We start from the raw sequence: 19,747 nt of genomic DNA on the forward strand, positions 1-19,747 counted from the left end.
AGAAGCTGGCCCGGCTTAAGCGGTAAATTCCGATGCCGACCTCGAAGTGATTCGAGAAGCATTTTCAGCCGGTGCGGGAGGACGTTGCCAAGCGGTTTTTTTTTGCCTGAATTTAACGTCATCTCTCCCGAAGGAGAGTATGCGGAATTTTTTATGAGAACCAAGCCTTGCGGGCATATGCCGGCGAGGCTTTTTTATTTTGTCCTTAAACTCCGGTACGATGTCGATAAGACATCAATGCAACGAAATCCTTTAAAGGATTTCCCGTATCAGGTTGAATAGAGCAATAATTCATCAGCGGTTATTTTAATCAGCCCGTGGGGGTGAACCTGCTTCAGTTGTTGCAGAATCCATAGTCTCGGGAGCAGAGTCCAAATATGTACAAACATAAATGTGGCAAATACCGGGACGGGAACCCAGATGTAGGCTGCTCCAATAATAGCGGCCCCAGTAAGCAACAGGTGCATGTGAATGGAGAGTAAGAAGCGATTACGGATATATCCTTCCGGCAGATATCCGTTCCAAGGCAGGTTCTTCGTCCATAACCAGGAAAAGTCCGCTGACCAGGGAGTAAATCGCTTGATCAGGCGGATAAGCACATAATACAAACCATGAACAGCCGGTAAAGCCAGCAGCAGCCCAAGAGCACCGCTGTAATGCCAAAGGAAACAGCCCGCCCCCCATAATAACAATATGGTTATATAGATTGAAGAGGGCAATTTTCCATACCCGCATTTTTTAAGCAAGGTATAATTATATATCGTAGCCTTTTCAGATAGTCCCCTGTTCATATTTGCCTCCGATTGTATGTATAGACCTATCATTAGTATATTGGAAGTACGCCTAAAGAAAAAGACTTGTTCGCATTAAAGCGTACAGACACCATCGGTCATCAGCTTACATAATATAAATAAAAGATAAAAATAGCGGCGGGGAGTTTAATAGTTTTCTATTTGGGAAATACTAATAGGAAATTCAAAAGCGGGGTGGGGAGGATGGAGGCAGCCAGACCGACTGAAGAAATAAGTCAGACTATATGCATCATATGCGGGCAGCAGAGAGAGGACGGCATTCACATTATTTCGCAATTTATATGTGCCGCTTGCGAAGAGGAGATAGTCCATACGGATGTGCAGGACGAAAAATATCCATTTTTTATTCATCAGCTCAGACAGATCTGGTACCCTAAGGATGCATAATTTTGGCTAACTGCAAAAAAAGCTTTATTAATAAAGCTTTTTTTCATATAGTAAGGGGAGAATAAGTGACTGGCTTATTCTCCTTTTTTCTTAAACATAGGAGGAAAGCCCTGGGCTTCTGGACTAAGGAACAAAGATCAAAGCCATATGGAGGATCATCAGGGTGATTCATGATAGATACATACGCGCTCCATTATATGAAACATTATTAGAATATCATTTTCAAAGACGTTCGAGCTTTCATGTTCCGGGACATAAGGGGGGTTCCGCCCTTTCTGCCAAGAACAAGGGCATGTTGGAACAGATTATGTCTATAGATTTTACGGAAATCACCGGATTGGATGATCTTCATCAGCCGGAAGGAGTCATCAAGGAGGCTCAAGAGCTTGCGGCAGATTGCTTTGGCGCGGACCGGACGTATTTTCTGGTAAATGGCAGCACGGCGGGGAATTTGGCCATGATTACGGCAGTCTGCGGCCGCGGGGATGTACTGATTGTGCAGCGGAATGTTCATAAGTCGGTTATCCATGGCTTGATGCTTGCGGGTGCCAGGGCGGTTTTTGTGACTCCGTGGTTGGATCCGGAAACCGGACTGGCCACGAGTGTCGGCAGCAAGGATCTGGCCGAGGCACTGGATCGGTATCCTCAGGCTAAGGGAGTTTTACTCACTAACCCTAATTATTACGGAATGGCAATAAACTTAAAGCCTATAGCTGATCTCGTTCATTCCCGGGGCATTCCGCTTCTTGTTGATGAAGCCCATGGGGCTCATTTTGGCTTTCATCCGGCATTTCCTGAATCGGCTTTGTCCGCAGGTGCGGATGTGGTCGTCCAATCGGCTCATAAAATGCTAACCGCTCTGACTATGGGTGCGATGCTGCATGTTCGTGGCAACTTAGTCGACGTTCATAAGATAGCCTCCAGGCTGTCCATGCTGCAGACCTCGAGTCCTTCTTATCCGATTATGGCGTCCCTGGATCTATGCCGGAGCATGCTTCAGCAAGAAGGCAGCCGGTTGTTTGAGCGCGGACTTGAGAGTGTCGGAACATTTCGTGATAAAGCGGCGTCATTGGATGCTTTTCAGGTGGTGAAGCTTGAGGGGAATGGGGCTTATGATGCCAGGGATCCGTTTAAAGTTATTTTAAGGGATCGAACGGGAACCTTGAACGGATTTGAGTTACAGCGAGAATTGGAGATTAGAGGCTGTATGATTGAAATGGCGGATCCCCGTCATGTGCTCTTGCTATTCAGCCTTGCTTCCAGCCTGGCGGACACGGAAAAATTACTATCCGCTCTAACGGATATTAACGACAAATTCGGGCTTCATGAGAAGGAAAAGCATGATGCTTTGACGAATAAGATTACAACCGCTTCAATGCCGCATGTATCTCTTCCTATTCCTTTCGACATCGATCTTTCCCGCCTTGATGATTGTGTACAGACGGTTCCCTTGGACAACGCAGTGGGGTACCGTTCGGCTGAGATGGTCATACCGTATCCGCCAGGCATTCCTGTTCTGTATCCGGGTGAGCCTGTTACGAAGGAAGCGGCAGCTTACCTTGCTGTCCTGGCCAATACCGGGGCAAGGTTTCAGGGAACAATGGATCGCTCATTAGCTACACTTCAGGTACTGAATCCTGATTAACCTCTGGGCGCGCGCCTGCATATGTTATATAAGAACCCACTTTCAGGGGGAGGGCCATCGGTTTTTGAGTCTTGGAAGGTTTAGCAGGAGAAGCCGAGCGAAGAGTTCCAATCCTAATATGTTCAAATGATGATAAATACATTCGCTTAAAAAACTGACGATACATCTAGGTATAGTCATTCTTCGGGAGGAATTTTGTGAAAGGAATTTTTGTCACCTTCGAGGGCCCGGACGGGTCAGGCAAGTCGACTCAGCTCCAATTGCTGGCTGATCGTTTAATTAAGCAAGGCTTGGATGTGCTGGTCACACGCGAGCCGGGCGGTACACCGATAAGCGATGAAATTCGCCGAATCTTGCTTTCTCCTGATCATCAAGAGATGGTTGATCAAACGGAAGTGCTCCTATATGCAGCCTCACGGGCTCAGCATGTACATGAGAAAATCATCCCGGCCCTGGAACAAAACCGGATCGTATTGTGCGACCGGTATATTGATGCAAGTGTTGCTTACCAGGCCTATGGGCTTGGTCTTGACTTACAGACTGTCCTGGCCGTAAGCCGTTTTGCCAGTGCGGGCCTGCAGCCTGCGAGAACCTACATGCTGGATGTTCCGGTAGAGATCAGCAGAAGGAGATTGCTGGAGAGAAGCCAAGCTTTCAATGGCGAAGGCTTGGACCGCATCGAACTTAAAGGCGATGATTACCATCAAAAGGTAAGAGAAGGCTTCCTGACCATCGCCGAACAGGAACGGCACCGGGTTCGCTTGATTCGGGCGGATCGGACGGTCCAGGAGATTGCGGACGAAATTGCAGAAGATTTTGAAAAGCTTGTACACCCCGACTCACAAGTTAGGGTATAATAATAGGGAGGGATATCTATGAAACTTGTTATTGCCGTTGTGCAGGACAAAGACAGCAACCGGCTGTCCAACGCGCTGGTCAAGGAAGGCTTCCGCGCAACCAAGTTGGCCAGTACGGGGGGATTCCTTAAAGCAGGCAACACCACTTTCATGATCGGTATTGAGGATGACCGAATCCCTGAAGTGATGCAAGTCATTAAAGCCAACTGTAAAGTCCGTGATCAACTGGTTACTCCCGTGTCTCCTATGGGAGGTTCGACGGATTCGTATATACCTTTTCCCGTTGAGGTACAAGTGGGCGGAGCCGCCGTCTTCGTCCTTCAAGTGGAACGGTTTGAACATTATTAAGCGGCGCCATTGTCCGCGATGAAGGCAGGTCTACAGGCATGAAGATAATACCGGGCTTGCGGCCCCTTGCCAAAGATATCAAGCCGCTGGACAATTCTTTAAACCAGCAGATTCAGCCGAAGCCTTTCTCAGAATTCATGCGGAGGCATGATCAGCAGGTAACCGCGGACGAATTGCAGCGAATTCTGGACCAAATTCATCTGCAGGGCGAACGTCTTGCGAAATCCTTGACACTAAGGGAGCTTCGGCAGTACAAACTGCTGGTCAAGAAGTTTCTGGAGGAGACTGCCCGGCGCGGAGTCCATCTTAAAGAGACGAAGGGCTGGGACCGCCGCGGGCGGGCCAAACGTTATAAATTGCTAGAGGAGATTGACGCCGTTCTCTTGTCCATGGCGGATGAGCTGCTGCAGCAGGAGAACGGTAAAATTGAGCTGTTGAGTAAAGTGGGAGAAATTCGCGGCATGCTTATCAATCTCCTCTATTGAAATGAGGGGGAGCTATGTCCTTTCAAGCGATAGCCGGACAGGCTCAAGCGAAGAGAATTCTGCAGAACGGTTTGCGGTCGGGACGGCTATCCCATGCTTATATATTCAGTGGCCCTTCAGGTTCGGGCCGCAGGGAGATGGCCAAGGAATTGGCCAAAGCGCTCTACTGCAGCGAATTAGTTGACGATAGCTGCGGCCATTGCCTAAACTGCCGTAAGGTAGATCATAACAACCATCCGGATGTGGTATGGATCGAGCCCGACGGCGCCTCGATTAAGATAGATCAAATTCGTGAGCTTCAGAAAGAGTTTGCCTATCGTGCCACCGCTTCCCAGACGAAAATTTATGTCCTGAATGAAGCGGACCGGATGACGGTTCAGGCTGCCAACAGCTTGCTGAAGTTTCTGGAGGAGCCCCTTACGGACATCATTGCAGTCCTGATAACGGAAAATGGACATGCCTTGCTGCCCACCATTCAATCCCGGGCGCAATGGATTTCTTTCGTTCCGGCGAGCCCGCTGGAGATGTCTTCTATTCTAATAGAAGAAGGACTCTCGCCGATACTGGTTTCGCCTGCGGTTCATCTGGCGGCCGGAGTGCATGCGGCGAGGGAGCTGGTATCTGCGGAATGGTTTGCGGAGGCGAGAAATACGGTTTTGCAGCTGGCCAAGGAATCATTGACGAAGCTTCCTCACGCGATGATTACTTTACAGCAGAAGGTGTTCAAGAGTAAGCTCAACGAGCATATAGACATATTAATGGATTTGTGGATGTTATGGCTCAAGGATATGGTGCGTTTGAGCAGCGGTCATAAGGAGAATATAGTTTATATAGATCAGGCTGACTGGATGTCCCCGTTAGCTTTCAGCCGGGAAGTCGGTTTTTGGATTACAGGAATGGAGCGGGCGGTTGATGTCCGGAAACGGATTAGGTTTAACGCCAATCCCCAGCTTACGCTCGAAAAATGGATGATTGACTTACAGGGGGGGTAGCTTTGTATTCAGTAGTCGGTGTTCGCTTCAAGAAAGCGGGCAAAATATTTTATTTCGATCCTATAGACTTGCCAGTGGATAAGGATGATCATGTGATAGTCGATACGGCAAGAGGATTGGAATATGGCAAAGTTGTCATCGGCAAACGGGAAGTGCCTGAAGATGATGTCGTGCTCCCGCTCAAGAAAGTAATTCGCATTGCGGATGATAACGATGCGAAATTAGTGGAAGGCAATAAATTGGCGGCCAAGGACGCTTTTGGCATCTGCCAGGAAAAGATAAAGGACCATCAACTGAAGATGAAGCTGGTTGATGTAGAATATACATTTGATCGCAATAAAATTATTTTTTACTTTACGGCCGAAGGTAGGGTGGATTTTCGAGAGTTGGTCAAGGATCTGGCCAGCATCTTCCGCACACGGATAGAGCTTAGGCAAATTGGAGTCCGGGACGAAGCGAAGCTGCTTGGAGGAATCGGGCCTTGCGGAAGAATATTATGCTGCTCCTCTTTCCTGGGGGATTTCGAGCCGGTATCCATCAAGATGGCCAAAGATCAGAATTTGTCATTAAATCCTACCAAGATTTCCGGACTATGCGGAAGATTGATGTGCTGCCTCAAGTATGAGCATGATAATTATGAAAGTGTGAAGGATGAGCTTCCCAAGATAGGCAAAATTGTAATGACCTCATATGGTACCGGCAAAGTATTAAGCATTAAGGCTAATGAAAAGATGATTAAAGTTCAATTGTTCGAACAGAACAGAATTCTGGATCTTCCTTCGGAAGATGTTGTCGAACAGGAATAGCGGATTTTAACGTCGGGGTGAAACCGTGGACAAAAAAGAACTATTTTTACAGATAGAACAAATGGAAGAACGGATGAGCGCAAATCTTGCCGACCTCAATTCCTTGAAACAACAGCTTGTCCTTGTCATGGAGGAAAATCACCGTTTGACGAACGAGAACCAACAGCTCAGGAAATTATTGAAGAAGGACACCTCTGGCGAAGTCAAACATCAAGAAGGGAAAGAAACGCCGGTCATAGGAGAAGGCTACGATAACCTGGCCAGACTATACTATGAAGGCTTTCATATATGTAATGTTTATTACGGGCATCTTCGTAATGAGGGAGATTGCTTGTTCTGCTTATCTTTTTTGAATAAATGATTCTACCGCAGAGATATAAGTCTCTGCGGTTTTTTACCACATCCGAAAGTTAAATTTACTAAATCATAAAGTAAAGATCTTTCGGATTGGCATGAAAAGTTACCATATTATTTTCAGATTAAAGTTGTGAGGGAAATATCATGGAATCGATTCCGGTAAAACTCCAGGAACACGAACGGGTTGATGATTTATTGACGAATGATTTGCACATCATTCAAAGTGGCGAGGTCTTCAGCTTTTCGATGGACGCTGTTTTGTTGTCTCGCTTTTGTACGGTACCGCCACGAGGCAAAATCATGGATTTATGCACAGGAAATGGAGTTATTCCACTGCTGCTGACAACCCGTACCAAGGCTAATATATGGGGGGTAGAAATTCAGGAGCGGCTTGCCGATATGGCGGACCGGAACGTGCGTCTTAATGGTCTGGAAGAACAGGTCCGCATCATGCAGGGCGATTTGAGGACCATTCATGAGACATTGGGCTATGGGAAGTTTGATTTGGTAACGGTCAATCCTCCTTATATGAAAGCCAGAACCGGGGATCAGAACCTAAACCCCCATGTTGCGGCGGCACGGCATGAAATCTTCTGCACTCTGGATGATGTAGCAGCCGCTTGCAGCAGACTGGTCCGAACAGGGGGCAAAGTAGCGATGGTTCACCGTCCCTCCCGACTGGTGGAGATTTTGCATGCGTTAAGTAAGTACAGGCTGGAAGCGAAGCGTATCCGTTTTGTTCATCCCCGGCAAGGGGAAGAAAGTAACATGGTGCTAATTGAAGCGATTCGCGACGGCAAGCCGGAAGTGAAGCTGCTTCCTCCGCTTATTGTCTATAAGAATAATCATGAATATTGCGAGGAGCTCATGGAAATCTATTATGGCAATAGGGATAGCCTGTCGTCCGAAGAAGGAAAGGAAGGAGGGGAAAGATGAACATTCAGCAAAGCTTTCGAAATGCGGGAAACACGGGAACGCTATATTTGGTGGCGACACCGATTGGAAACCTGGAGGATATCACCTACAGGGCGGTACGAGTATTGAAAGAAGCCGATTGGATCGCGGCCGAAGATACGAGGCAGACGCGCAAGCTGCTGTCCCATCTGGAAATCTCCAACCGTCTGGTCAGTTATCATGAACATAATAAAGAAGCGAGTGGAGCGGAGCTAATCCGCAGGATGGAGGCGGGGGAATCCGTGGCATTGGTCTCCGATGCGGGGCTGCCGGCCATTTCCGATCCCGGTTACGATCTGGTTCGTGCTGCTGTGGAGCATAGTATACCCGTAGTTCCAATTCCGGGTGCTAATGCCGCGTTGTCGGCCTTAATCATTTCCGGTCTGCCGACCGATAAATTCGTCTTCGTTGGATTCCTTCCAAGGGATAAGAAGGGGATGGCTAAAGAACTGAGTTTATGGAAAGACGTCCAGGCGACCGTCATCTTCTATGAATCCCCTCATCGGATTGTCAAAACCCTTAAAGAAATACGCGAGGCCTGGGGAAACCGGGAGGTCGCTTTGGTAAGGGAATTAACCAAGAAATATGAGGAAGTCGTTAGAGGGCGGTTGGATGATTGCCTGCAGCATCTCGATGAAGTGGAACCGTTGGGAGAATATTGTATCGTGGTCGGTGCGGGAGAAGCAGAGGCTGACGACCGAGAAGCCTGGTGGCAGGAGCTGACTCTGGAGGACCATGTGGAGTTCTATATTCGCCAAGGGGAAGATCGCAAGCAAGCGATCAAAAGAGCCGCGCAAGATCGGGGAGTGCCGAAGAGGGAAGTATACAATCAGTTATTATAATAGTAGAAACACAACTAAAAACTCTCCTTGAACAAAAAAAGATCCCTAAGTAGCAGGCGGAAAAATAATGCTTCCATACTTAGGGATTAGAGGAGATATGAAAAAGGTTAGAATTAACAAATTATCGATTATACCCATTATACACCATTATTATTATTTTGTCACAGGTGCGGGCATTTCAGTGACACAATTCTGACAAACTATTTTTCCTTTGAAGTAAGTCACGTCTTCTGCATTGCCGCAAAAGATGCAGGCAGGCTCATATTTCTTCAACATGATTCTTTCGCCATCTACATAGATTTCCAAGGCGTCTTTTTCCCCGATTCCTAGAGTACGGCGAAGTTCTATAGGAATAACAACGCGTCCCAATTCATCAACTTTCCTTACAATTCCGGTAGATTTCAACATAATGAAAACTTCACCTCTTCAATATATTAATCGTCATTATTCGACAATATTTTACTTTATTATAATACCAACTCTTCCCATAATAGTCAACACAAATCATTTCCCTTGCCTATCCATTTACAGGAAAAAGATAGATAGACAGTTGGTTTTTGTCTCTAACCCAGCGTTTACGCGATATTTTAAGGTGCAAACTGGATTTTTCAGTCATGAATCTTGTATATTTATACTATATTTTGGAATAGCAGGGAAGAGAAACTTTTCCTCTAAACCTTTTATATTGGGAAATCATCCATATATTTTTCGACAAATTCCTTCGATATTTTGTCGAATTAATGTCTAGAAAACTAATGAATTTAAGAGATTAAAAGGAGGAACTGACTTATGATGGAAGAGAAAGTGTTCAAAGATCCAGTCCACAAATATGTTTATGTTCAAGACGAGACTATCTGGCACTTAATCAACACAAAAGAGTTTCAAAGGCTGCGCCGCATCCGTCAATTAGGTACCTCCTATGTAACCTTTCATGGAGCGGAACACAGCCGGTTCTCCCATTCTCTTGGAGTCTACGAAATAACCCGCAAAATCATTTCCTTGTTCGAGCGAAACCATTATCCGGATTGGCCGCGGGAAGAGCGGTTGCTCTGTCTTTGTGCCGCCTTGCTTCATGATTTGGGACACGGGCCCTTCTCCCATTCCATCGAGAAAACATTCAAGACGAATCATGAGGATTGGACTTGTCGAATGATTTTAGGAGATACCGAGGTTAATGAAGTTTTGCGCCGGATCGATCCCAGTTTTCCCGAGCAGGTAGCTGCGGTGATTGCCAAATCTTATCCTAAGGAAATAGTCGTCAGCTTAGTATCCAGCCAATTGGATGCGGACCGGATGGACTATTTACTGAGAGATGCTTATTATACAGGTGTTAATTACGGTACTTTCGACATGGAGCGCATTCTTAGAATGATGCGGCCCTATAAGGGGCATGTCGTTGTCAAAGACAGCGGCATGCATGCCGTAGAGGATTATTTAATGTCCAGGTATCAGATGCACTGGCAGGTTTATTTCCATCCCGTAACCCGCAGCGCGGAAATTTTATTGGATAAAATCTTTATGCGTGCTAAAGCTTTATACGAAGATAGATACCCGTTTCGCTTTATGGTGAAACCGATACAGGCGCTTTTTGATCAAAAGTTATCAGTGAATGATTATTTTTATTTGGATGAAGCGCTGATGCAGACGGTGTTCATGTATTGGATGGAGGAAGAAGATGGGGTACTTGCCGACCTGTGCGCCCGATTTATTCACCGCAGGCTGTTTAAGCATGTTCCGATTGAGAAAGAGGACGAAGCGCTGGCTGAAGAGCTGAGGCTTTGGATGAACCGCCGGGGGTGGAAATCCGAATATTATGTCGAAATTGATTTTCCGCTCGATTTGCCTTATGATGTGTACCGACCCGGCGAATTGGATGAGAAGCTGCCTATTTTGTTATTGGATGAGCGCAAACAATTAAACGAAATATCGACCCGGTCTGAGATCGTTCGTTCCATCAGCGGCATCCGCCGGGGCCAGAATCAACTTTATTATCCGGCTGAAATTGTTGCGCTGGACGATATGCCCGAAACTCTGCGCAGGCTGCTGGATGCAGATCGGTAATGGTTTTGGAAAGGAGCAGAACATGCTGACAGATACTCATGCGCATCTGAATGATGAGAAATTTGACGAAGACCGCGAAGCCGTCATAGCCAGAGCGGTAGAGCAAGGAGTTACAAGAATAGTCAATGTGGGTTTTAATCGGGAAACGATCCCTACTTCCCTTAAGCTCGCGGAACAATATGATTTTATTTATTCCACTGTAGGCTGGCATCCCCAGGATGCCAAAGATATGCGGCCCGAGGACCTCGATTGGCTCGAATCGCTATGCCGTCATGAGAAAGTAGTCGCTATAGGAGAGATCGGACTTGATTATTATTGGGATACTTCTCCCAAAGATGTACAGGATCGCGTCTTCCGTGATCAGATCCGTTTGGCCCGCAAGCTGGGGCTGCCGATAGTGATTCATAACCGGGACGCTCATGGCGATATCGTTAAAATCCTGCGGGAGGAGAAAGCTTCGGAAGTAGGCGGCATCATGCACTGCTATTCGGGAAGCTGGGAGACTGCCAAGCTGTGCCTGGATATGAACTTCCATATTTCCTTCGGCGGGCCGATAACCTTCAAGAACGCCAAACAGCCGAAAGAGGTGCTGCAGAAGGTGCCCCTCGATCGGCTGCTGATTGAGACGGATTCGCCTTATCTTACTCCCCATCCCTACCGCGGCAAAAGAAACGAGTCCGCCTATGTCCGGCTTGTAGCCGAAGCGGCCGCCGAACTGACAGGGAAGACGCTGGAAGAAATTGCAGAAATAACGACAACGAATGCTATACGACTGCTAAAGCTGAAGTGAGGTCCGCTTCAGCTTTTTTCTCATGAAGATGAGGCAGTAAGCGCTGATCATCATCAAAGAAACAGCTACCGCGGCCAAGGAGAAGCCGGATCCCCGGGATTGCCAGACAAGCACCGCTCCTAGAAGGAACCATTGGCTGAGCAGGCTTACATAAACAATGCGGATAATCGCTGCTCTCTTGCTCATCGCATCAACAGGGTAGAGCTTAAGCCAGAACGTATAACGGTGATACTGATCCAGAGAAGACATCTGGACACAGGACATCCATAGGAAGATGCCGAACACCGCGATTTTCCAGTTCGGATCGGGAACTAGAAGGAGAAGCAGAGCCCCGGCAACGGTTAATCTGACCGAAATGCTGGCCGTTTCCGAGCGAATATACGTCTTCGTAAACAAATATAAATAAGTGGACGCTTGGCGGAACGGGAATCGGCCTGTAATGGAAGCCAGCCAGCGCCGTGGTTTGACACGATTCGGCAGGTGATCCACTTCAATGAACCAGCTGAAGAACAGATAATGCTTGGAGAGGTGCTCCCGCTCCTTCCGAATCAGATATTCCCAAGGGATCGGATATTGATTCGTCTTCTTGAAGCTTGCCCAGAGGAGGGTTATCCAAAGAAGGCCGATGATGCCTGCTATAGCGGGTCCATACTGGTATACGGTAAAAACGACACTGGTGGAGGCTGTCCATCTAATGAAGCGAAGCAGTCGTCGACTGCGCTCATGAACCTGCCGGGCCTCTTGCCAACTGCCGAGAACATTCCCCCATTTAACAATTAATAGAAATACGCTCAACAGAAGAAAGGAGGTCGAACCGTCTTTGGATACTTTATAAAGTGGCCATAAAATAATCGCCACGACGAGAACTGTGGCAGCCTGCCAAAGATAACTGTACCGTAATGCCCGGGATAAATAAGGCCCGATTCGGCTTTCCACCGGGAGCAAAAACACTCGATCCGCCGGCTGCAGGAATGTACGGATGGGACTGAAGGCTACCGCCCAGGTTATCAGAGGGACCATGAACCAGTAATAAGGAAAGTTGTCCGGCAAAGTTTCCAGCCACTGAATATACATATACATTGCCGCTATAAAGGCAAAGAACAAGACCCCTTGGCTCATGCTTCTGCCGATGAACCGCCAGTAGTAGGCCGCCTCCTTCCAGAAGGATCGGCATCTTCTACCCCATAATTGAATGGGATCAAACATCTCCTTTTCCCCCGTTTTGAATCAGTTTATAGAAAATATCGTCGAGTGGCGCGCCTTCCATATTTGCCAACTGCCCCAATTCGACAAGCGTTCCCTCTCCAACAATGACCCCCTCGTTAAGTACAAGGAAACGGTCGCAGTATTTTTCCAGAGTGGATAGGATATGAGAGCTGATCAGGAAGCTCGCCCCCGCCTCCTTGAAGGTGACCATCAAATCCAGCAGAGAGCGAATACCTAGCGGATCCAATCCGAGGAACGGCTCGTCGATAATATATAGCGGCGGTTCGATCAGAAAGGCGTTCATGATCATTACCTTCTGGCGCATCCCCTTGGACAAATGTACCGGAAAATGCTTGACTTTATTCCTCATGTGAAACAAATCCAGAAGCTTGTCGGCCCGCGTGTTCAATTCCGTTTTGGAAAGTCCATAGGCAAGAGCGGTAAGCTCCAGATGCTCCCAAATCGTAAGCTCCTCATACAATTCAGGGCTTTCCGGAACATAGGCGAAGGCGGAGCGATAGATCTCCGGAGCCTCGGCCAAGGTCTGCCCTTTCACGCGGATATCGCCTTGCTGCGGTTGAAGCAAACCGAGAATGTGTTTGATTGTTGTGCTTTTGCCTGCTCCGTTTAAACCTATCAGGCCTATCATTTCCCCTTCATTGACAGAAAAGGAAATATTTTTTAGGACTGGCTTGTGGATAAAGTACCCTCCGAATACGTTTTCAAGGGTCAAAATCGGTGCCAAAAAACCTACCTCGCTTTCCCATATTATGGATATTTTTAACTTAATTTATGTCTGTCCATTATAAACCTAAGGCGCTTATTTTCCTAATGCAACACGAAAAACGGCGAAATAATCAGAAAACCTTTATTAATGGATAGAAATAGAACGGTTATGTTTTGTAATTTTCAGAATTTGCCGGAATAGGTTCGAAAATCGGGTTTTTATATAGGGCTCACCCTCTTTACAAGGTTGATCGATAGAGCTTATGATAACTTTCATGAAAGCTTAAAACCTATCGCCGAATTTCTAATCGCTAATAATTTTGGGATACATATCCGGACTTTCACATAGAGTTTTGTTTAAGGGGAGGTGGAGCTAGGTCAAGAGCGCCAAAAGTGTGATCTTGTCAATCAAGAAATTACGGTGATATTAATCTAAACCCAATTATCTTAGTCGCGTCAGATCTTAATCATGCGTAACAGTCGACGGCGGGGCTTTGAAGGAGGACCGAAGAAGTGGGCGCAATCCAGGTTGAGAACACCCATGTAAAACGATCATCCAGCATGTCCTTCGCATTGCGTTGGAAGCATGAAAACCTGCGTTTGGTAACAATAATTGCCTTGGCTTCATTCGCATTGACTTTCATGTTTTTCATGTTGTTGTACGGTACGGCAACCAAAAGCGTTTCTTTGGTGGTGGACGGAGAAGAAAAAACGATTCAAACGAAACAGTGGATCTTGAGTCGTCTGCTGGATGAACAAGGAATCTCGGTAGATGAGCATGACCGCATTTCGGCGGATCTCAACACCCAAATCGAGAACGGCGACCGATTTACGATCGATCATACATTGCCTGTTCTGGTAACTGCTGATGGGGAGACCAAGACATTGTACACAACTGGAAGAACGGTTGCCAGTGCGTTGGAAGATTTAAATATACATGTTGGGGAAGACGATAGAGTCGTTCCCGCCATAGAAGATCCCATTGTGTCGGACGCCTCTATTCAGGTGATCCGCGTTACGAAACAGATTGAAGAACAGACGGTGCCGCTTGCCTTTGAAACGATAACCCAAGATGATCATAACTTGCTCAAGGGAAAAGAGCAGGTAGTTCAGGAAGGGAAAGAAGGCAGCAAGCTGGTGCAGACCGAGAAGGTTTATGAAGACGGTCAGTTAATTGCGGAAAGCATCGTAGGAGAGACGATTGTCGAAGAGAGCGTGAATAAAGTTATTGCGGTAGGCGTTAAAAATCCGCAAGTCATGGCTTTGTCCGCAGAGTCAGGCGGCGAGTTCATTCCCGACAACGGAGTTCCGACGAAGTATAATAAAATTTTGAACAATGTTACGCTTACGGCATATACAGCCGGGGCTTCTTCAACGGGGAAAAATCCCGGAGATGAAGGATACGGAATTACCGCATCCGGAACGAAGGTAACGGAAGGGCGTACCATTGCTGTAGACAAGAGTGTCATCCCGATGGGATGGTGGGTTTATATCGATGGAATCGGCTATCGCCGGGCCGAGGATACAGGCAGCGCCATTAAAGGCAACAAGATTGATATTTACTTCGAGAGCGAGTCTTATGCCAATAAATTTGGCGTGAAACGGGGCTATACCGTATATGTTATCGGACCTAAGAAACCAACTGCTGATTAAGCTTGGCTTTTGGGCCAGTTAATGGTATAAATTAAAAGACAGTGAAGCATGACAAGAAGAGGGTAGCTCCTCTTCTTTTTGCTTGTTATAGGTGGTCCGGTTCAATCGTATGGCGGGAACGAACCGCTGATAGCATTATGTTAATCCGAGGATAACAGCGATTGGAAGTCCAAATTTGTCTAGGATAAAAATTTTACGGATAACTTGGAATTCCAACGGTCTCTAAATCACTTCATACCAAGTAGCGCAGCACAAATGGTTCATAATTTTTCGCTTGAGGTGAACCGAATGATCAAGGAATTAATTGTCGTTGAGGGGAAGGACGATACGGCTGCTATTCGTAGAGCCGTAGAGGCGGATACGATCGAAACCGGCGGATCGGCCATTAACGAAGACATCTACCGCCGGATTGAATTGGCGCAGGAACGGAGAGGCGTCATCATATTCACCGACCCCGATCATGCGGGGGAGAAACTGAGAAGACTGATTACTGCCAGAGTACCCGGCTGCAAGCACGCTTTCCTCCAGAAGGAGGACGCCTTATATAAGGATGATATAGGCGTCGAGAATGCCTCCCCAGAGGCAATTCGGACGGCTCTTGCGAATGTTAAGACAGATTTCAATCCGGCCGAATCGGAAATCTCCTGGCAGGATCTGATCGAAGCGGGCTTGATCGGTCATCCCCAAGCTTCCCAACGCCGTCTGGAGGCGGGCAAGCTGCTTGGAATTGGGTATGCTAACGGAAAACAGTTTCATAAGAGATGCCGCATGTTTAAAATTAGCCGGGCGGAATTCGAGCAGGCCATTAAGGAATTAGCCAAAAGAGGGTTGTAAATGGACAAACAACTAAAGGACTACGGAGATATTTCTGCACCGAATCGAACGAAAGAGATTGTGTCCCGACATGGATTTTCCTTTAAGAAAAGCTTGGGGCAAAACTTTCTGGTCGATCAAAATATATTGCGTAAAATCGTTGAAGCGGCTGAATTGGGCCCCGATGATGGAGCCTTGGAGATCGGACCCGGGATCGGATCTCTCACCGAACCGCTGGCCAGGGAGGCTAAGGCTGTGTTAGCTGTGGAGATTGACCAGCGGCTGATTCCCATACTTGACGAAACTCTGGCATCTTACTCTAATGTGCAGATCGTACACGGGGATGTGCTTAAACTGCCTTTGGGTGATTTGCTGCGCCAACATCTGGGGGAATGCGAACAGGTCAGCGTTGTGGCTAATTTGCCCTACTATGTAACGACCCCTATCGTGATGAAGCTGCTGGAAGAGAAGCTTCCGCTCCGTAACATCGTGGTTATGATTCAGAAGGAGGTTGCCGATCGTATGGCCTCGGGACCGGGGACCAAGGATTACGGAAGCCTGAGTATAGCGGTTAGCTATTACTGTGAGCCTCAATTGGTCACCATTGTTCCGCGCACGGTCTTCATTCCGCAGCCTAACGTGGACTCTGCGGTCATTAAGCTGAAGGTAAGAGATCGGCCTCCGGTACAGGTGGAAGACGAAGCCTTCTTCTTTGATGTTGTGCAGGCAGCCTTTGCCCAGAGACGGAAAACGGTTGCCAACAACTTGCTCGCCCGTTTCTTCGGTAAAGGGGAGAGATCGCGTTTGGAGACTATTCTGGCAGAGGCGGGTATAGATCCGGTACGGCGCGGAGAGACACTGTCCATTGACGAATATGCCCGATTAAGCAACATCATGCTGCGCTCCCTGTAAACTTCTTATACACCAAAAGCCCATCCCTGCCATAGGATAGTTCAAGGGGAGGGATTATGGCGATGAAGCAAGGGGATCTGGTAACGAGAAAATCCTACGGCGGAGATGTCATCTTCAGAATCGAAGCGATAAGTCGGTACAAATCCTGGTTGAGAGGGATCAATTACCGGCTTCTGGCCGATGCACCGCCGGCTGATTTGGAACCGGTCAGCTCCGCGAGGATTTACAAGGACGAGGAGGCGTTTCAAAGGAGTGCGGACGAATCCATACGGCGATTTGGCGAAACGCAGAAACAGACCCATAAGAAGGGAAACAGCCGCGTCAATCCGAATAAAGCGCGCCAAGCCCGCTCCTTCTTTGAGCTTCCGGGCAAAGTGCTCCATCTGGACGGAGACCCCCGCTACTTGAGAAAATGTATGGAGCTGTATAAGCAGCTAAGAGTACCCGCTGAAGGGGTACATGTCCATGAATCGGCAATGCCGTCTGTACTATATAAGCTGCTTCCGCAGTCCCAGCCCGATATCGTGGTCATTACGGGGCATGACGGGCTTGTCAAAGGTCAGGGGCAGCCGGATGTCATGAATCTTAGCAATTACAAAAATTCGCATAATTTCGTTCAGGCTGTGAAGATAGCCCGGCAGTACGACAGAAACCGGGACTCTCTCGTTATTATAGCAGGCGCCTGTCAGTCCCATTATGAAGCGTTGCTGCTCGCCGGGGCCAACTTTGCCAGCTCGCCTTCGCGGGTGTTGATCCATGCCCTGGATCCGCTGATTGTGGCATCGAGAGTATCCTTCACTTCCATTGATGATACGATCCAAATTTCCGACATTATCCATCAAACCCAGTCGGGGCTTGAAGGGCTGGGAGGCATACAGACCCGGGGAAGCTTCCGATTAGTTTTGCCGAAGCCGCAGACCCATATGGAGTCCTGATTCAAGCACCTTGCTTATAGGTGCTTTTTTTGTAGAATTATGGAGGTTTAACCGGATTCGGGAACCGTACCGGCAGGCCTCGTTGTTCAAAAAAATTCGGGACAAATTAACCGTTGACAACGCAATTATGATGCTGATATAATATTATCCTTAATTGACAAGCTGCCCATCTTGAGTTATAATGGACTAAGGAAAGAGGTGGTAGCTTACAATGGCTAAAAATGCGCTATTGGAGATCAGACGCAGTTTGGAGCCCCACGTTGGGCAGAAGATTGTGTTGCGTGCAAACGGTGGTCGCCGAAAGACCATTGAACGATCTGGAGTTTTGGAAGAGACCTACCCTTCTGTTTTTATCGTAAAGCTTGATCAAGAGCAGCATGCTTTTAAACGAGTGTCATACAGCTATGCGGATATACTGACGGAGTCCGTAGAAGTAACCGTCTGCCAAGATGAAGGACAAGTCCGCATCTCTTATATGCAAACTTAACTGAACGAATTTTGCAGCAAAGCCCTTTTGGGTTTTGCTGTTTTTTATTTGTAGGGGATATTCAAGGCTCGCCGCAAAGAGTGTAATTAGGGAAGAGCGACAGCGCTTAGAGGAAGTCTTGGCCGCTGACTCTGTTGGAACACGGATGGAATATGCTTCGAAGGCCGGACGTTACTCTGTGGGGTTATTTTATTGTCTGCCTTTACACATACTAACCCTGAGCGAAAGGAGGGATACTGATGAGCCGGAGAAGAAGAAGCGTCATGTCCGAACAGTTTAAATATGAGCTTGCCAAAGATTTAGGATTCTATAATACGGTCAAAGAAGAGGGCTGGGGCGGGATTCGGACCAAGGATGCCGGAAATATGGTTAAACGGGCGATCCAAATCGCCGAGCAGGCCACAAGCGGAAACCGTCCGAACCGTTAAATGCCGAGTTCGCCGGAAGTACATGCCGCAAGCTCTGAGCCGGCGAAACGGGTTGCCAGAAGCCGGAGGCCGGAGGGATAGCCGTTCCGGCTTTTTTTAGTATCATTAGCCGCAAAATGTTATCAAGCTGCTATCGAAAGAAAGTCAGGGAGTGCGACCGGGATTGGAGGACTCAAATGCGTGCCTCTCGCGGCACACGTTGCGGCGCTGCATGGCGGGTGACCAGGACGGAGTACGCTTCGAAGGCATGCGCCACTTTATGGGGTTATTTTGCTGACCAGCCATGTTATAATATGTTAAGCTGTTTAACGGTAAATGCGAAGAAGGTGACTGCATGAAAGTATTTGAAAAGGCTCCGGCTAAAATCAACCTTTCTTTGGATGTATTATACAAAAGGGAAGATGGGTATCATGAAGTGGAAATGGTCATGACGATGGTTGATTTGGCGGACAGGCTGGAAATGCAGGAGCTGTCTCGGGACACCATTATCATATCAAGTCAGGCGGGCTATATCCCGCTGGATGAGAAGAACCTTGCTTTCCAGGCGGCCAAGCTGATTAAGGAACGATATAACGTACATAAAGGGGTTTATATCCACCTGGACAAAAAAATTCCCGTTGCGGCCGGTCTGGCAGGGGGAAGCAGCGATGCCGCCGCCACTCTTCGCGGCTTGAACCGTCTGTGGAATCTGGGCATCCCCGCCCGGGAATTGATGGAGCTCGGAGCCGAGCTTGGTTCGGACGTGCCCTTCTGTGTGATGGGAGGTACTGCTTTGGCAAGTGGCAGGGGAGAGAAGCTCGAGCCCCTACCTTCACCTCCACAGTGCTGGGTTATCCTTGCTAAACCGCCCATTAATGTATCTACAGGGGAAGTTTACGGGAAGCTGAAGGCTTCCGAAATCGAACACCATCCTTCCATTCCGGATATGCTGCAATCCATCCGTTCGGGACGATTTGATTTATTGTGCCGCTCACTGGGTAATGTATTGGAAAATATAACCTTCGAATTATATCCGGAGGTAAGGCAACTGCGGGACAGCATGCAGCGGATGGGAGCCGACGGCGTATTGATGTCCGGAAGCGGTCCGACGGTGTTCGGCCTGGTCTCGAAGTTTTCCAAAGCGGCAAAGATATATAACGGCTTGAGAGGCTTTTGCAAAGAAGTGTACGCTGTACGGCTGCTGACCTGACACTCTTGCGGCAAGCTTGTCTAAATACGTATAAAGATGGTATATTTAATGTTAATATTCGG

General features: G+C 47.7%; 23 protein-coding genes. 19 read left to right on the plus strand and 4 right to left on the minus strand.

Going from position 1 to position 19,747, the window contains the following annotated elements; translation table 11 throughout:
* Positions 1-269: 269 nt before the first annotated feature.
* The gene (locus ACTHRH_RS22020) at positions 270-791 is read right to left on the minus strand and encodes a hypothetical protein (RefSeq protein WP_379288994.1); all 522 of its coding nucleotides are present in this window, start codon (positions 789-791) and stop codon (positions 270-272) included.
* 204 nt (positions 792-995) lie between these two features.
* Here ACTHRH_RS22020 and ACTHRH_RS22025 point away from each other — a divergent pair, with 204 nt between their 5' ends.
* The 10 genes from ACTHRH_RS22025 (at position 996) to rsmI (ending at position 8,485) form a co-directional block, all read left to right on the plus strand.
* Positions 996-1,199, plus strand: coding sequence for a sigma factor G inhibitor Gin (locus tag ACTHRH_RS22025; RefSeq protein ID WP_144936659.1), 204 nt, complete (start codon positions 996-998; stop codon positions 1,197-1,199).
* Positions 1,200-1,362: 163 nt separating this feature from the next.
* Entirely contained in the window at positions 1,363-2,844 is a 1,482-nt protein-coding gene (locus ACTHRH_RS22030; RefSeq protein WP_440417669.1) for an aminotransferase class I/II-fold pyridoxal phosphate-dependent enzyme, read from the plus strand.
* A gap of 197 nt (positions 2,845-3,041) precedes the next feature.
* A complete protein-coding gene (tmk, locus tag ACTHRH_RS22035) occupies positions 3,042-3,701 on the plus strand; it encodes a dTMP kinase (protein WP_144936662.1) in 660 nt (219 codons plus the stop codon).
* Between the two features lie 18 nt (positions 3,702-3,719).
* Positions 3,720-4,049, plus strand: coding sequence for a cyclic-di-AMP receptor (locus ACTHRH_RS22040; protein ID WP_144936665.1), 330 nt, complete (start codon positions 3,720-3,722; stop codon positions 4,047-4,049).
* A gap of 38 nt (positions 4,050-4,087) precedes the next feature.
* Entirely contained in the window at positions 4,088-4,534 is a 447-nt protein-coding gene (locus tag ACTHRH_RS22045; protein WP_144936668.1) for a YaaR family protein, read from the plus strand.
* A gap of 14 nt (positions 4,535-4,548) precedes the next feature.
* Positions 4,549-5,526: a DNA polymerase III subunit delta' gene (gene holB, locus ACTHRH_RS22050; protein ID WP_144936671.1), complete on the plus strand. Its 978-nt coding sequence runs from the start codon at positions 4,549-4,551 to the stop codon at positions 5,524-5,526.
* A 2-nt stretch (positions 5,527-5,528) separates the two neighbouring features.
* Complete coding sequence (locus ACTHRH_RS22055) at positions 5,529-6,332, plus strand: PSP1 domain-containing protein (protein WP_144936674.1); 804 nt, start codon at positions 5,529-5,531, stop codon at positions 6,330-6,332.
* Between the two features lie 25 nt (positions 6,333-6,357).
* On the plus strand, positions 6,358-6,693 hold the full coding sequence (yabA, locus tag ACTHRH_RS22060) for a DNA replication initiation control protein YabA (protein ID WP_144936677.1): 336 nt from the start codon (positions 6,358-6,360) through the stop codon (positions 6,691-6,693).
* 140 nt (positions 6,694-6,833) lie between these two features.
* A complete protein-coding gene (locus ACTHRH_RS22065) occupies positions 6,834-7,625 on the plus strand; it encodes a tRNA1(Val) (adenine(37)-N6)-methyltransferase (RefSeq protein ID WP_144936682.1) in 792 nt (263 codons plus the stop codon).
* Positions 7,622-8,485 (plus strand): 16S rRNA (cytidine(1402)-2'-O)-methyltransferase, encoded by an 864-nt coding sequence (gene rsmI / locus ACTHRH_RS22070; protein WP_150960566.1) that lies wholly within the window; start codon positions 7,622-7,624, stop codon positions 8,483-8,485. Before ACTHRH_RS22065 ends, rsmI begins: the two co-directional genes overlap by 4 nt.
* Positions 8,486-8,638: 153 nt before the next feature.
* On the opposite strand, the gene ACTHRH_RS22075 is transcribed toward rsmI, so the two are convergent.
* Positions 8,639-8,893, minus strand: coding sequence for an AbrB/MazE/SpoVT family DNA-binding domain-containing protein (locus ACTHRH_RS22075; RefSeq protein ID WP_144936688.1), 255 nt, complete (start codon positions 8,891-8,893; stop codon positions 8,639-8,641).
* 381 nt (positions 8,894-9,274) lie between these two features.
* Here ACTHRH_RS22075 and ACTHRH_RS22080 point away from each other — a divergent pair, with 381 nt between their 5' ends.
* A complete protein-coding gene (locus ACTHRH_RS22080) occupies positions 9,275-10,546 on the plus strand; it encodes an HD domain-containing protein (RefSeq protein WP_144936691.1) in 1,272 nt (423 codons plus the stop codon).
* 22 nt (positions 10,547-10,568) lie between these two features.
* Positions 10,569-11,336, plus strand: a complete 768-nt coding sequence (locus ACTHRH_RS22085; protein WP_144936693.1) for a TatD family hydrolase — start codon at positions 10,569-10,571, stop codon at positions 11,334-11,336.
* Here the strand turns inward: ACTHRH_RS22085 and ACTHRH_RS22090 are convergent.
* Positions 11,322-12,542 (minus strand): ABC transporter permease, encoded by a 1,221-nt coding sequence (locus tag ACTHRH_RS22090; protein WP_440417674.1) that lies wholly within the window; start codon positions 12,540-12,542, stop codon positions 11,322-11,324. The two genes, ACTHRH_RS22085 and ACTHRH_RS22090, sit on opposite strands and share 15 nt — an antisense overlap.
* Positions 12,535-13,287, minus strand: coding sequence for an ABC transporter ATP-binding protein (locus ACTHRH_RS22095; protein ID WP_379288983.1), 753 nt, complete (start codon positions 13,285-13,287; stop codon positions 12,535-12,537). The genes ACTHRH_RS22090 and ACTHRH_RS22095 overlap by 8 nt, the downstream gene beginning before the upstream one ends.
* A 494-nt stretch (positions 13,288-13,781) precedes the next feature.
* Between ACTHRH_RS22095 and ACTHRH_RS22100 the strand changes: the two genes are divergently transcribed.
* The 7 genes from ACTHRH_RS22100 (at position 13,782) to ispE (ending at position 19,685) form a co-directional block, all read left to right on the plus strand.
* Positions 13,782-14,921, plus strand: coding sequence for a 3D domain-containing protein (locus tag ACTHRH_RS22100; protein ID WP_144936701.1), 1,140 nt, complete (start codon positions 13,782-13,784; stop codon positions 14,919-14,921).
* Between the two features lie 288 nt (positions 14,922-15,209).
* Positions 15,210-15,755: a ribonuclease M5 gene (rnmV, locus tag ACTHRH_RS22105; protein ID WP_150960569.1), complete on the plus strand. Its 546-nt coding sequence runs from the start codon at positions 15,210-15,212 to the stop codon at positions 15,753-15,755.
* Positions 15,756-16,646, plus strand: coding sequence for a 16S rRNA (adenine(1518)-N(6)/adenine(1519)-N(6))-dimethyltransferase RsmA (gene rsmA / locus ACTHRH_RS22110; RefSeq protein ID WP_379288980.1), 891 nt, complete (start codon positions 15,756-15,758; stop codon positions 16,644-16,646).
* 62 nt (positions 16,647-16,708) lie between these two features.
* Entirely contained in the window at positions 16,709-17,581 is an 873-nt protein-coding gene (gene yabG / locus ACTHRH_RS22115) for a sporulation peptidase YabG (protein WP_144936846.1), read from the plus strand.
* Positions 17,582-17,792: 211 nt separating this feature from the next.
* Positions 17,793-18,068, plus strand: a complete 276-nt coding sequence (gene veg, locus ACTHRH_RS22120; RefSeq protein WP_144936710.1) for a biofilm formation stimulator Veg — start codon at positions 17,793-17,795, stop codon at positions 18,066-18,068.
* Between the two features lie 239 nt (positions 18,069-18,307).
* On the plus strand, positions 18,308-18,496 hold the full coding sequence (locus tag ACTHRH_RS22125; protein ID WP_144936712.1) for a small, acid-soluble spore protein, alpha/beta type: 189 nt from the start codon (positions 18,308-18,310) through the stop codon (positions 18,494-18,496).
* Positions 18,497-18,830: 334 nt separating this feature from the next.
* Complete coding sequence (gene ispE / locus ACTHRH_RS22130) at positions 18,831-19,685, plus strand: 4-(cytidine 5'-diphospho)-2-C-methyl-D-erythritol kinase (protein ID WP_144936714.1); 855 nt, start codon at positions 18,831-18,833, stop codon at positions 19,683-19,685.
* Positions 19,686-19,747 lie beyond the last annotated feature (62 nt).

Origin of the sequence: Paenibacillus sp. SAFN-117 (genome assembly GCF_051966115.1) — a bacterium.
Classification (GTDB): Bacteria; Bacillota; Bacilli; order Paenibacillales; family NBRC-103111; genus Paenibacillus_L; species Paenibacillus_L residui.

What these genes read in the sequence shown, in the direction of transcription:
- ACTHRH_RS22125 (WP_144936712.1), top strand. Translation starts at nt 18,308, where the DNA reads ATGAGCCGGAGAAGAAGAAGCGTCATGTCCGAACAGTTTAAATATGAG.
- ACTHRH_RS22090 (WP_440417674.1), bottom strand. Translation starts at nt 12,542, where the DNA reads ATGTTTGATCCCATTCAATTATGGGGTAGAAGATGCCGATCCTTCTGG.
- ACTHRH_RS22085 (WP_144936693.1), top strand. Translation starts at nt 10,569, where the DNA reads ATGCTGACAGATACTCATGCGCATCTGAATGATGAGAAATTTGACGAA.
- rnmV (WP_150960569.1), top strand. Translation starts at nt 15,210, where the DNA reads ATGATCAAGGAATTAATTGTCGTTGAGGGGAAGGACGATACGGCTGCT.
- ACTHRH_RS22065 (WP_144936682.1), top strand. Translation starts at nt 6,834, where the DNA reads ATGGAATCGATTCCGGTAAAACTCCAGGAACACGAACGGGTTGATGAT.
- ACTHRH_RS22025 (WP_144936659.1), top strand. Translation starts at nt 996, where the DNA reads ATGGAGGCAGCCAGACCGACTGAAGAAATAAGTCAGACTATATGCATC.
- rsmI (WP_150960566.1), top strand. Translation starts at nt 7,622, where the DNA reads ATGAACATTCAGCAAAGCTTTCGAAATGCGGGAAACACGGGAACGCTA.
- holB (WP_144936671.1), top strand. Translation starts at nt 4,549, where the DNA reads ATGTCCTTTCAAGCGATAGCCGGACAGGCTCAAGCGAAGAGAATTCTG.
- yabG (WP_144936846.1), top strand. Translation starts at nt 16,709, where the DNA reads ATGAAGCAAGGGGATCTGGTAACGAGAAAATCCTACGGCGGAGATGTC.
- veg (WP_144936710.1), top strand. Translation starts at nt 17,793, where the DNA reads ATGGCTAAAAATGCGCTATTGGAGATCAGACGCAGTTTGGAGCCCCAC.
- ACTHRH_RS22080 (WP_144936691.1), top strand. Translation starts at nt 9,275, where the DNA reads ATGATGGAAGAGAAAGTGTTCAAAGATCCAGTCCACAAATATGTTTAT.
- rsmA (WP_379288980.1), top strand. Translation starts at nt 15,756, where the DNA reads ATGGACAAACAACTAAAGGACTACGGAGATATTTCTGCACCGAATCGA.
- ACTHRH_RS22045 (WP_144936668.1), top strand. Translation starts at nt 4,088, where the DNA reads ATGAAGATAATACCGGGCTTGCGGCCCCTTGCCAAAGATATCAAGCCG.
- ACTHRH_RS22020 (WP_379288994.1), bottom strand. Translation starts at nt 791, where the DNA reads ATGAACAGGGGACTATCTGAAAAGGCTACGATATATAATTATACCTTG.
- ACTHRH_RS22040 (WP_144936665.1), top strand. Translation starts at nt 3,720, where the DNA reads ATGAAACTTGTTATTGCCGTTGTGCAGGACAAAGACAGCAACCGGCTG.
- ACTHRH_RS22075 (WP_144936688.1), bottom strand. Translation starts at nt 8,893, where the DNA reads ATGTTGAAATCTACCGGAATTGTAAGGAAAGTTGATGAATTGGGACGC.
- ispE (WP_144936714.1), top strand. Translation starts at nt 18,831, where the DNA reads ATGAAAGTATTTGAAAAGGCTCCGGCTAAAATCAACCTTTCTTTGGAT.